The sequence below is a fragment of the Erythrobacter dokdonensis DSW-74 genome (assembly GCF_001677335.1).
Lineage (GTDB): Bacteria > Pseudomonadota > Alphaproteobacteria > Sphingomonadales > Sphingomonadaceae > Erythrobacter > Erythrobacter dokdonensis.
Window position 1 is genome coordinate 271376 of sequence record NZ_LZYB01000003.1, and the last position, 12808, is coordinate 284183.

Consider the following 12808-nt stretch of genomic DNA (forward strand, 5'->3'; position numbering starts at 1 on the left):
ACAAACTTCAACCACTCTGAGCGCCGTCGCGAACCAAGCTGACCAAGTCGATGTGCGTCAAGACATGGTTGGTCGCCAGATGGAAGTCCTGCCCGCTGGCCGGCGCGTCCATTTGCTCGATGAACGCTGCCAGCTCATCAAGCCCAAATACGTTCGCGTAGTCCACAAACGCAGTGACCGCTGAGGTCCGATTGTTAATGATGATCAGCTTGAGGTGGGTCTGGCGAGCAGCTTCAGAGATCAGCTCGCCCGAGGCGGCGGGGTTGAAGAATGTCTCAACGAAAACCTCGCACGGACTGCCTGCCGCGATCTGCCATACAATGAAGGCGACGGCACCGTGTGGCGTATTTACCGCGCCAGTATGTGCGAACATGTTGATCGGCCTTACCGACGCATATTGCTCAGCATAGTCGGGATCCTCTTTGAACATGACGCAGACTTCGTCGCCGATGACAGAATCGACCGTCAGCTTGACGAGATTGCAGCCCGCGACGCCGATTTGCTCCTGGGGCAAGGGAGCGAGGACGAACTCACGCTCGCCATGGCGCCATTGGTTGCTCCTCACAGATTCTGCTCATATTTGGAAGTTACCTTCAAAGCGAACAAGAGGGCATCAGTTGCAGCAATAGCGCCTTGAACATCGTGACGCTCAAGATTTGTCGAGCCGCCGTGGGATAGCCGATTTAACAAAATCTCCACGTACATTTTCAAGTGATCAAGTACATCATTGTAATGGCCATTGGCTTCACGTCCGCTCCATTGGCGCGCGCCCTCAATGAGATCAGAAAATGCAATCTTTTCCGTTTCTAACCGGTACCTCACGGGTATCCGCTTTACATCGCAAAATTCACGAAGAGCGCGCTCAGCAGATATCCTGGCTGCATTGCCTGCTGCATTTATGTGACCCTGCGCCAAAAACGTTTTTGCCAGGTCGATCGACTCCTTGGCCGAACTTGAAGACGTCGCGACAGGGGTGGGCGGAGCTTGAAGGTTGGCGCCGGCATGTAGTTCGGCATAGGTCCAGAAACGATCCGCCAAATGCCTCCGGTGGTAGCTGCGCGTCATGTCGAACCACAACCGATCATGCGTCAGTATGATGATCTGCCACTCCCTGAACTCTTCCGCTAGTAGGTCGAGGATGGGCAAGCGATTTGATTGATCAAGGCTAACGATGACATCGTCGAGTACCATGATTTTTGGCACGTCCACCAAGGTGGTCGCGGCGCATAGCTTTCGGCCAGCAAAGTAGATGGCTAATGCGAGTGCGGACTGGCGAGCCTCGTTCAAGGACAAATGGGGAGCATCGAGCTCTTGACCGTTGAACTTTATGACCGGTTTGATCGATTTCCCGTCGAAGTCGCGCAACTTCACAGGCCACGCGTTGTTATACGTCAGGCGAGGAAAATCAAAGCGTTCGAGCTCCGTGTCAGTCCAGCCCAACGCCTTTAGCATGTCATTTACTAGGGGGACCAAGGCATCAAGCGCCTCACTGATCCCAGTATTTACGCTTGTGCGGTATAGATTTCGCTCGTCTTTGTCCCGCCCAACTGAGGTATCCCAGCGCGGCGGATTGATGTGTTTCCTCAGAACGTGCCAAAGATCGCGAATTGTTTCTTCGGACCCCTCGTGCGCGGTCCTGTAGTCTCGAAGTACGGTTTGTACGCAAATATCGAACAGGTTGATCGCGCCGCCACTGTGACGGAAGTTCGTCTCGAGAAGCGAGCGATAATCAAGGAATGCTTTGCGATAACCCGCTGCGAAAACGCGCTCGCTTCGGTGCTGGCCTGGATCGCAGGGATGGCTGCTTGCATCCCATTTTTCAACGGCGTTATCGTCGAATTCAACCTGTACCCACGTCTCGTCTAGATCGAGATCGCTGAACAGGTTCACGTTCTTCTCAAGTCGCTGACGACGCTCGCCATTGTTGCGCTCAGCGACCGAGAAGAATCCATCCAAAGCGTGAAAGATCGTCGACTTACCCGATCCGTTCTCGCCAAAAATTACGAGGTTCTTTCCATTGAACGGGATTGGCACCTCGGCAGGTCCAGGGAACGCCCGGAAATTCCGAAGCGTTAAGGTCTTGATGCGAGGCGGCACCTGTCGTTCCTGAATAGGTGCCGCTGCATCTTGGTCGCCTTCGTTTACCTTCCCCCTGGCAGCCATTATCCCTTGCCCTCGATGATCCGAACCACGTCCAGCGTCTGCAGATCAGAGAGCATCACGCGCAGCGGTTTGCCGGGGGCGAGGTGTTCGCGGGCGAAGGTTTCGGCTGCGGCGGCGAGAGGTTTGCCTTCGAGGCCGGCGAGGGCTTCCATCCCGGCCGCCTGTGCAGCGTTAAAAATATGCAAACTGCGCGTGTGGAGATCGTCCGGGAAGTAGAGTTCGTAGACTAGCCCATTGAGGAGTTGTTCAAGGGCGGGGTTCGCGCGGTCGGCGCGCAAAACCTCCACCAGCGCTCCAATCATGGCCTTTGGGGTCGGCGATGCTCTCGGCACCGGAAACTGTCCCACGTACATCGGCTTGAATTCGAAGAAGCCGCCCGCGCGTCCAGCATAGAGGGATTGCGCAATCCACCACGAAACCGGAGAATTGAGGCAGGCGGTCAAAAAGCGCCAGTCATCCGAAACGACGATGCTCGTCTTGTCGTTGCTGAAGAAGCCACTCGTGTCGGGGGCGTAGGCCACTGTCTTCTCAATCGCAGGAACGATGATCTTGGGCTCCAGGAACGCCTCCCAATAGGCGACGTTATCCTGAATCTCGAACCATTCGTACGATCCGGCCTTTCGTCCCGGCCACTCACCGCCCTTCCAGTCTCGCGGTTTAGGTTCAAGGGATTGCCGGAATTGCTCCAGATGCCGCTTCACCGCCGGATAGCGATCAATGTTGATCCCTCGTCGCGTAAAGATCAGCCACAAGTCCTGCGGCTCCACGCGCCAGCGCTTCACATCACGTCCGCGCAGGAAAGGTTTGATGATCTCGTCGCTTTTCGGATCGGATGCGATCAGCTGCGCGCGGGTGGCTCCGTCGATCACGAAGGCTTCGTTGTAGCCGGTCTTGATCCCATAGTAGAACCGTCCCTCGACGTAGTCGCCCAGCGGCACGCCGGCGGCGCGGATGCGGGCAAGCAGGTCGCGCTTGACGGTCGGCTCGATCTGCCAGCCGCCCTTTTCCAGCGCCGATTGCGGCATGGCGAAGCCGTATTGCTCTAGATAGTCCTCGAACCGCTCCTCGTCTGCCTGATCGCCCAGATCTTGCCAATTGAGCGCGCGGAAGCGGTCTTCCGGCTTCGGCCCCGGACTAGCGCGGCGCTCAGCCACGATAATGGTCGGATAGGCGATGGCGTCGAACACCTGTGCGTCGCCAAAGTCGATTACCAGGTCAAGCCGCGCGTTGACGTTCATCCAGTGGCGCAGGTTCTCGCCGTACTTGGCGCGAAACCACTTGTTCGAGGTGATGTAGCTGAATGCACCGCCGGGCTTCAGCAACCGCATCCCGCGCTCGATGAAATAGACGAACAGATCCGCCGTGCCTGCGTAGCTTCCGAGCGGCTGACCCTTTCGGTCCTTCTCGCCATAGACCTTTTGCAGTGCGGCCTTCTGGTCGGTGATCTTCTCTTGGCGCACATAGGGCGGGTTGCCGATCACGATGTCGAAACCATCGTGCATCTGGAACATCCACAGCGGATCGAAAAAGGGCGCGCTGGCGTTCTGATCAAACGGGTTCCACGCGGCAGCCTTCTGCGCGTCGTCATGTGGAAGCGAGTGTTCCGCCTCAAGCACTTCGGACAGCTCATCGCGGTATTGCTGGATCAGGTCGCGGTATTTGCGCTTGGTGCGCATCGTCCGCGCGCCAAAGTGGCGCTGGGTCGCGCCTTCGATCTGCGCCTCCAGCTCGCCGATGCGTTTGTTGGCAAAGAGGTCATCCTGCTTGGGCCGATCGAGCGGGATCAGGGTGTTCGCAGCGACGAGCTTGGTTTCGAGATTTGGAAGCGGCTTGATACCCAGATTCGGGCGATCAGGGTGCGGCTTTTGCTCGACGGCCAAGCTGATGAAGAAACGTAGCTTCGCGATCAGAATGGCAATTGCCTGGATATCCGCGCCGTAGAGGCACTTCTCGATAAGGTGCAGCTTGCGGACATAATCGGCGAGGTCTTGGTCTTCGAACTCGGCCTTGACCTCTGCCAGGGCCTTGTCGGCCTCTTCTATTTCGCTGTCGCGGCGGGTTGCATCCAGCAGCTTTCGCGCCGCAGCTGCACGATCTTCATAGGGCTTGAGGTTTCGGGCCTTCCACCGCGCATTGTCGGGGTCCAGTCGCTTCAGCACGTCTATCAGCGCCTGCAACATTCCCATCGGAAACGCGCCCGATCCGCAGGCGGGATCGAGCACCTTCAGATCCTCTATCGTGGCGATCAGAGTGTCGCGCTCTTTGTCCGTGAAATCAGGGGCTGGTGCCGCGGGATCGAGCAGGGCGTGGACCCGCGCCGCCACGTTGCCGTTTGCCTCCGGGGATGGGCTTGAAGCGGGTCGCAGGAGGCTCAGCTCTCCAGGTGCAGGGCCAAGGTCAAGAGCCTCGGTCTTCGGCCGAATACCGCGATCTTCACCCGACTGGGTAGCGATCAGTGCGCGGGTGAATTGGTGTGCGAGCGTTTCGCGCACCATGAAGTCGACGACGTAACGCGGCGTGTAGAATGATCCAGAAACCTTCCGCGCCGAGGAGCTGGTTTCCGGGTTATAAGAAGCCAAAAGATTCTCAAAAACCTTCCCGAGCAACTCCGGATCGAGCGCGACTTCTTCTTCGACCGAGGTATTCTCCTCGACCGTGAAGACATAATCGTCGAACAGCGTGAACAGACCGCGAGCCTTGTATTGTTTGCCTTTGGTTTCGTAATCCTCGTTGAGTTCCGGCGCGTCGACCGTGTCACCGAAGAAAATGCGATTAGGCACGTGCAGCGGGTTCTTGGGGTGGTCCGAGAAGCCGTCGACCCGCAGCCGCTTGCCATCGCTGACCTTCGCGAGGTTCGTATCACGAGCAAGATCGCGGTCGGTCAGCTCACGGTCGAGACACTCAAAGAGCCCGCCGTTGAGAAATGGTACTTTCCGGAACAGATTGAGCGCGGCATCGGGGTCGGCGAACAGGTCGTGGTATCGATAGACATTGTGCACCAGGAAGTGCCCATCTTGCCCGCCGCCAGCGTTCTTGGAACGCCATTTGCGCCCTTCGCCCATCTCAGTGTTAAGCGTGGCGAAGAAAAGGTTTTGCAGGATGGCGCGGTAGTAATTGCTGTGCTCTGGTTCCTTACCTGGATCGGTTTTCAGCAGTCGGTGCGCTACTTCGAGCTGAAATAGCTCGCTTGGGATCAGCCCTCGCTCCTTGATGAACCAACAAAAAATTACGCGCGTGAGCAGACGTATCATTGGAACCGAATTTCGCTCAGGCTTTTTCCTATCCGCGTTAGGCGGATAGGCGCCTTCTGGAAATTCAACCAGTCGGCGCGCCCAGAAGAACCAGTCGCTTAATTCCCTGTAGAACTTTTCATTGAGTGTCTTGGTCGAGAGCGCTTCCTGCCAGCGGTCGTGCAGCTCGCTGAAGTTGGAAGGCCGACGCGGCATTCCCTGCCAATCGAGCTTGGCGAGAATGCTCAGATGGCCACGATGCGGACGCTCGGTAGAAACGTTGAGAATAACTGAGATGCGTCCCGTCTGGACGTCGCGACTGGCGTCGCGCTTGTGCTGGCGCCGCTCGCTGACAGCTATTGAGATGTGGCTGCCATGACGGAACAACAAGACTACCGGCATCGGGAACAACGCGTTAACCGCGCGAGTGATGCCGGCGAGTGCGGAACGCTTCCATTCCTCGTCTTCCAGCGCGATGGCGAGGAAGACATAGCTGTCGATGATGGAGCGGCCGTAACGCTCACCGAGATCAATGGAGCCTTGGTCCCGGCCCAGCATCGGGATCTCGTCGTTCGTCAGCTGAAAGAGGAACCGCACCTCGCGCCACTTCGCAAAATGCGCGTCCAAACGCTCCAGCTTGCCATCGTGATCAAGCTCCCGTGCGAATGTTGCTGGGGTGCCGTCAAGAGCAATGGTCTTACCACTTTGATAGCCAAGTGCCCGAAACAAGTTGCGGCCAGCGGGTTCGAGTGGCTGATCTGCGAACGCACGGATCGCGCGGTCAATGCCGATGACATCCGTCATGCAGCCACCTCCGCCGGGCGGACAATCAGCCAGGTAATCAGATCGTACTCGGAGCTTGCGCGGGCCTGAGCCGCTTCATCGGGAATTCGAGTTGCACGTCCTGCAGTCAGCGAAGCAAGAGTTCGCTTGGCGGATGTTTCTCCAATGGACTTTACCGCGGCGCTGATCAGGGCATCGTATCGGTCTAGCCTCTCGCCTTGCTCGGTCTCGTCATCAAAGGCGTTACAGAGTATTTCAAACGGCTCAGAGTGGCCCAGACTTAGGGCGCGCCAAGCCTCTAAAATGCGCTTTGGCTGACCGAAGGCAAAGCGAACTGTGCCGTCGTCCCTTACATAGACAAGATAGTAGGGATCGAGCGGATTGATCTTCACCTGGTCGGGATTAGGGGCAGGCGGGCGGCGACGGAGGCAAAAGATTGCTCCGGGATCAAGCGAACGGCCCTCGACCTCGTTTGGGACGATGGCGTGAAGACCGAGGGGGGCGTCGCGAAGGGCTTGCTCGTTCGTCTTTGCAAAGCCGAGCAGATCGGCGCGGAAGTCGTCGAGGGCGAAGTCCGCCAACGTAACGCCGCCGCCTGCTTCTTCCAAATCGAACACCTCATCCTTCAAGCGAAGCAATTGCTCGTCCCGCCAGCGCAAATCACCTTCGGCTTCGGTCGTCTTGTTGAGCAAGTCGTCATCCCCGGTCGCTGAAAGGTCGACCAGGCGCATTCGTGCCTCAACCCGGCCTTTGAGACCGAGGTATCTGTTGAGCTCCTCGGTCGGCCAGAAATTGACCATCCGGATCGCCTCGTTGAGACTGCCGATGCGGTCGATGCGGCCGAAGCGCTGGATCAAACGTACCGGGTTCCAGTGGATGTCTACGTTCACCAGCAGGTCGGCATCCTGAAGGTTCTGGCCTTCCGAAATGCAATCGGTCGCGATCAGCAGGTCGATTTCGCCGTTATGTTCCGCCTTCTTCATATCCGCCCGGCGCTTAGCCCGAGGTGCGAAGTTTACGAGAATGTCCTGGAAGTGGGCGCGCCCGAACGTCGCTTTGCATTCCGTTCCGGTGACCAGCCCGGCCTCCAGTCCCAGTTCTTCCGCAACCGGTAGCAACTGTTCGTAGAGATAGAGTGCGGTGTCCGTGTACGCTGTGAAGAGTATGACCTTGCGGTTCAACTCGCCGTTCCGGTTTGAGGCAGGGCGGCTTGCCTTCTCGCGGACAATTTCGACGAGTTTCGCCAGCTTGGCGTCACGTTCCGGCGTCACCATCCGAGCGGCATTCGCAAGGCCGAGAACGCGTTCGCGATCCCGCTCGAGCGCGGCCTTCCACCTTGGCCGATCAATATGAGCCAGTTTGTACTTGAGCGCACCACCGACTTCCAAGGCTTCTTCGAGCTCCTCGTCGAGCTCGTCCTCGTCACCTAACTCGACATTGACCGACGTTGCTTCATCAAATGCATTCAGTTCGCGGAGGCGTTGGTCGATCCGGCCGATCATTCGGTCCATCGTGAGGCAGAACGAATTGATCGAGCTTTCAAGCCGCTTGAGAAAGCCAGACTTCATCATTGCGATCAGGTATCGCTCACGGTTACCTTGATCGAAATTGCCGCCCTTGTCGTACAGGTGGCGGTACTCTGGCAGGACAAAAACGAGTGGGCTATACAGCGCAAGCTCCAGCCCATTTATCCGGTCATCGACAGATTCGAATGAGGGAAAGCCGCCTTCGATGTCGATGCTGGGGAACACAGATACGGGCGCCGCGCGTTTGGGGAAGTGTCCAATACGCTCCATCGACGCGGCGTAGTGCCGCTCGACATGCCGACGAGAACGCGCAATCGTAACACCGTCCAGCAACCCAAACAGCGCGGGCGGGAGAGAGCTTAACAGCGCGGCCGTGTCTCGATCTCCGCTCTTCGCCCAATCAATAAACCGTCGTTGGGCAGCGCCAATCAGGCCCGAGAGATTTGGGACACCGACCTCCGAGAACCCGTCGTTATGGTCTGCCGAGATGAGATCGAGTTGCGCCTTCAGATCGGTTAGGTCATTGTTCACTGGAGTGGCAGACAGCAACAAAACCTTCGTTTTGAGCCCAGCCTTGACGATGTCGTCCATAAGCCGTTCGTAGCGGGATTTGCGGCTATTAGCGCTGCGGTTGCGTGAGGCATTTCGAAAGTTGTGAGACTCGTCGATTACGACGAGGTCGTAATTTCCCCACTCGATCTTCGAGAGATCGATGTCGCCTACTTTTCCCTTATCTCTTGAGAGATCCGTATGCGAGAGCACGGTGTAGCCAAACCGATCTGCACGCAGCGGATTGAGTTCACTGTTGTTGATCGCGAGATAGTCGGTCCAGTTCTCCCGAAGCTTTTTCGGACAGAGCACTAAGACGTTCTTGTTTCGCTTTTCATGCCACTTGATCACGCCAAGAGCGGTGTAAGTTTTGCCCAGACCCACGCTGTCCGCGAGAATGCAGCCGCCGTGACGCTCCAGCTTGGTCAGGATTGCGCGAAGTCCGTCGCGCTGGAAATCGAAGAGCGCCTGCCAGATGGCGGTCTGCTCGAACGCAGTCTGCTCAAACTGCTCCGCCTCATCGGCTTGCTCGGTGAGGTAGTCGCCAAAAATATGTAGTAGTGTCTTGAAGTACACGAACTCAGGACTGGCATGGGCATACAACGCCTCCAGCGCACGGAGTACTTCGTCCTTCACATCATCGGTCAGGCTTTCGTCTGTCCAAAGCTCGTTGAACCAAGCTAGCAAGTCCTCACGATCACGATCGCCGTCCACCACGAGGTTCAATTCGATGTTCGGAGTTGAACCCAGGCCCAGCCCGTTGACAGTAAAATTTGAGCTGCCGAGCAAAGCATGACTTCGCTTGCCATCGTCCACATGGATCAGCTTGCCATGCAAAAGGCCTGCGCGCTTGACCGAGCGAACTTCGACCCGCTCGCGTATCCAATTCGCGCATCGCTGCGCAACAGTCCGCTGCCGAATCTGCTCGACTAATCGAAGCCCGCCCTCATCTAATGCGAACGCGGGTGGGACGAGGCCACCATTGTTCACGTCCCGCAAAAAGCGAGGCTCTCCAAACAGGAAGCGCATACCTTCGACGCTGTCCAACGTGTTTCGAAGGTACTCGTAAGCGAACGTGGTAAAGTACGCCGACACAACCGAAAGACGGCTTCCAGGCCCGCTTCGCTCGGTTATGAACTGATGCGGAGCGCCCCTCTCGCGGTTGTCCCGAATTCCCGATTTTGCAGTCACGATCGCCCTCACACTGACCCATCTGATGCCAGAGTTAGCGACACTTTTCAAACACCTCTGTCAACCGAGCGGGGCGGCGGGAATTGGGTCTAAGATGGTGGCCATCTAATTGAGCGGCATCAACGAATCTCAATCGCCGAGTAGCTACCTAGCCCTCGTCCGATCAGTTAAAATGCCCGCTGTTCGGTTTTGGGCGCAAAGGCTGGTAACTTGATGAAGCAGTCTGGACGAAAGCACACCCTACGCGACAAATCGCCGATTAATTCTTGATGAAATACGCATGAAATCAGATACATACCGCTGATTATTTGAGATGGCAGCTTCTCAATCAGATCTGGAGTGCCAATTAAATTTGATTGAGGGTCGTATAACCTGCTGATATCATAAATTTATATGACAAGCGTGGGGCAATCGGATCTGATCCGCTCTCATGCCCTATCACGTCGGCCGAACGGCACTACATCGCCCCCTCTCCGAAGCTGATCGAGGTAGTCGCTCCACCATTGATGCATCTCGACGCGCTCGGCCCAGTAGCGTCCCCGATTGTACGTTCCGCGCACCGCATTGGAGTCGGCGTGCGCAAGGGAGCGTTCGATCGCATCGGGGTTCCACCTGCCTGATTCATTGAGCAGGGTAGAAGCGGTCGTGCGCCAGCCATGGGCCGTCATTTCCTCCGAAGTGTACCCCATCCGGCGAAAGGCTTGGTTGATCGTATTCTCGCTCATCGGCCGTTTCCAGGTATGGAACGCAGGGAACACATAGCCTGCTGGACCGGTAAGCGGTTGAAGGTCTCGAAGGTAGTTCAAGACTTGTTCCGAAAGCGGAACGGAGTGAGGGCGGCGCGACTTCATCCGGCCTTGCGGGATGGTCCAAATCGCCTTTTCGAGATCGAATTCTGACCACTCCGCTTGTCTTAGCTCTCCCGGACGGCACATCACGTGCGGTGTGATCTGCATCGCGATCTTCGTGATCACAGAGCCAGTGTATTCGTCGATAGATCTTAGGAGATCCCCCACCTTTTGCGGGTCGGTGAGCGCCGCATAATGCGTGACCTTGGGAGTGATCAGTGCGCCTCTAAGAACCGAAGAGGGATCATTCTCCGCACGTGATGTCGCGACCGCATAGCGGAACACGCGGCTTGCGAACGAGCGGCACCGTCGGGCAGTTTCGTACTTACCCTTCGCCTCGATACGACGCAGAGCACCCAGCAATTCGGCGGGCCTGATGTCTGCCACGGGGAGCGGTGCCAGCGGCTTTAGTTGCTCCAGAAGCCAACGGGCTTTGGCGACGGTCGTGTCTGACCGTTTCTCGCCGAGCATCTTAATCTCGATATACTCGCGCGCCACGCCGCCGAATGTGTTCTCCGCACTGATAGAGGCGCTCAGGCGCTCCCTTTGGCGTTCAAGCGAGGGATCCTTGCCATCGTCTAGCAAACGCCGCGCGTCTTCCTGCAAGCGTCGAGCAGCTGCGAGGGACACGTCCGGATAGCGGCCCAAAGCGATCCGCTTTTCACGGCCCTGATAGCGATATTTCCAGCGCCATAGCTTCGAGCCGTTGGGCTCTATCTCAAGATATAGGCCTCGCTGGTCAGTCTTTCGATAGCGCTTGTCCTCTGGCTTGAGCGCTCGGATGGCAGAATCTGATAGCGGCATCGCGACCTCCAGTTCCCGGTCCGATCGATCTGCGAAATGTCCGCGCGGATGGTGGGGGCAAGAGGAATTGCGGTTGGGGGAATGACCCGCAGATTTGCCCCCACCTTGCCCCGGATGCATGCGGAAACTTGCAGACGCAACCGGACTGTTGAGGGCTCATAAATGGCAGATTTCCGCCACTTTGTCCATATTTTCAGGACGTTCTCGGAAGAACAGATGGTGCCCAGAAGAGGACTCGAACCTCCACGCCCTTGCGAGCGCCGCCACCTGAAGACGGTGCGTCTACCAATTCCGCCATCTGGGCACGGAAGCTTCCGGTCGTCGTCGCCGGAGGCCGGGTAGGGGCGGGCGATTAGCGCCGGGGCAGGGGTGCTGTCAATGCAAACTTCGCCCCCGGCCGCAATCGGCGTGTTTCACGTGAAACAGTCCTGGCAAACCGCCTCGGCGCGGGGGGTGAACAGCGTCTGGAGGGGGTCTGGACCCCGGCAAACCCCCGGCAAACCCCTTGCAAGCCTGCGCAAGCGCACAGAGCCTGTCGCCCGCACCACAGAACAGAGGAACCCTTGCCTCGCGCGGCGCGTTGTCGCAAAGCGCGCGCGCAAACCGCACGCCAGCAAGAGCACCCGAATCCATGCCCACCTCCTCCCCGCTTTCCGGCCAGCTTGTCACGATCTTCGGCGGCAGCGGCTATATCGGCAATTATGTCGCGCAAAGCCTGCTCGAACGCGGCGCCCGGCTGCGCCTCGCCAGCCGCAACCCGCAGAAAGGTTTCGCGCTCAAGCCGCTCGCCAATCTCGGCCAGCTGCAATTCATGCCCTGCGACATCACGCGCGAAGACAGCGTCGCCGCCGCGCTTGAAGGGGCGAGCCATGTGGTCAACCTCGTCGGCGCCTTCGACGGCAATCTCGATGCGCTGATGGGCGAGGCGCCGGGCACCATCGGGCGGTTGGCTGCGGCCAATGGCGCAAAGGCGCTGGTCCATGTCAGCGCGATCGGCGCCGATGCCTCATCGAGCGCTGCCTATGCCCGCACCAAGGCGCTGGGCGAGGAGCGGGCGCGCGCCGCCTTCCCGCAGGCCACCGTGCTGCGCCCCTCGATCGTGTTCGGCAAGGACGACAATTTCCTCAATCTGTTCGGCGGGATGATCGAACTGTTGCCGGTGCTGCCGGTGTTCGGCCCCGGGGTGAAGCTGCAACTGGTCTATGCCGACGACGTAGCCGAGGCGGTCGCGGTCGCGCTCGAACACCCTGAGCGCCACGGCGGCCGGACCTATGAACTGGGCGGGCCGGAGCAGCTCACCATGATGGAAATCCACCAGCGCATCGCCGAGGCGCAGGGCCGCAAGCGGCGCTTCCTTGCCATGCCCGACGGGGTTTCCGCGACCTTCGCCGCACTGCCCGGCACGCCGATGAGCCGCGACCAGTGGACGCTGCTCAAGGCAGGCAATGTCGTGGCCGAGGGCGCCCTGGGCCTTGCGGATCTCGGAATCGAGGCCAAGCCGCTGGGCCTGTTCCTCGACAAGTGGATGCTGCGCTACCGCAAGCACGGCCGCTTCGGCGCGGCCAACGAGCGGGCCAAGACCCGCTAGGGCGCGCTGCGAGCAACCGGACCCGCTCCGGCGGAGCCGATGCCGGCTGCTGCGGAAGCCATGCCACATGCGGTCGTTCACCCACCGACCCAGTTACTGCCTTTGATCCAGACCAGGCCGCGCCCG

General features: G+C 58.5%; 6 protein-coding genes and 1 tRNA gene. 1 reads left to right on the forward strand and 6 read right to left on the reverse strand.

The annotated features are described in order from the left end of the window. Positions 1-7: 7 nt before the first annotated feature. From I603_RS07670 to I603_RS07695, 6 genes are all read right to left on the reverse strand, one after another. Positions 8-565 (reverse strand): hypothetical protein, encoded by a 558-nt coding sequence (locus tag I603_RS07670; protein ID WP_068863738.1) that lies wholly within the window; start codon positions 563-565, stop codon positions 8-10. Continuing rightward, positions 562-2163: an AAA family ATPase gene (locus tag I603_RS07675; protein WP_068863740.1), complete on the reverse strand. Its 1602-nt coding sequence runs from the start codon at positions 2161-2163 to the stop codon at positions 562-564. Before I603_RS07675 ends, I603_RS07670 begins: the two co-directional genes overlap by 4 nt. Then, positions 2163-6197 (reverse strand): Eco57I restriction-modification methylase domain-containing protein, encoded by a 4035-nt coding sequence (locus tag I603_RS07680; RefSeq protein ID WP_068863742.1) that lies wholly within the window; start codon positions 6195-6197, stop codon positions 2163-2165. The genes I603_RS07675 and I603_RS07680 overlap by 1 nt, the downstream gene beginning before the upstream one ends. Next, positions 6194-9298 carry a helicase-related protein gene (locus I603_RS07685; RefSeq protein ID WP_198157230.1) on the reverse strand — a complete coding sequence of 1035 codons (3105 nt, stop codon included), beginning with the start codon at positions 9296-9298 and terminating at the stop codon, positions 6194-6196. Before I603_RS07685 ends, I603_RS07680 begins: the two co-directional genes overlap by 4 nt. Before the next feature lie 572 nt (positions 9299-9870). Continuing rightward, the gene (locus I603_RS07690) at positions 9871-11094 is read right to left on the reverse strand and encodes a tyrosine-type recombinase/integrase (protein ID WP_068863744.1); all 1224 of its coding nucleotides are present in this window, start codon (positions 11092-11094) and stop codon (positions 9871-9873) included. A gap of 217 nt (positions 11095-11311) precedes the next feature. Further along, positions 11312-11398 (reverse strand) — tRNA-Leu (locus I603_RS07695). 327 nt (positions 11399-11725) lie between these two features. Between I603_RS07695 and I603_RS07700 the strand changes: the two genes are divergently transcribed. Beyond that, a complete protein-coding gene (locus I603_RS07700; RefSeq protein ID WP_068863747.1) occupies positions 11726-12682 on the forward strand; it encodes a complex I NDUFA9 subunit family protein in 957 nt (318 codons plus the stop codon). The last annotated feature ends 126 nt before the right edge of the window (positions 12683-12808 follow it).

Coding starts and splice junctions, on each gene's coding strand:
- I603_RS07675 (WP_068863740.1), bottom strand. CDS start 2,163: ATGGCTGCCAGGGGGAAGGTAAACGAAGGCGACCAAGATGCAGCGGCA.
- I603_RS07700 (WP_068863747.1), top strand. CDS start 11,726: ATGCCCACCTCCTCCCCGCTTTCCGGCCAGCTTGTCACGATCTTCGGC.
- I603_RS07680 (WP_068863742.1), bottom strand. CDS start 6,197: ATGACGGATGTCATCGGCATTGACCGCGCGATCCGTGCGTTCGCAGAT.
- I603_RS07690 (WP_068863744.1), bottom strand. CDS start 11,094: ATGCCGCTATCAGATTCTGCCATCCGAGCGCTCAAGCCAGAGGACAAG.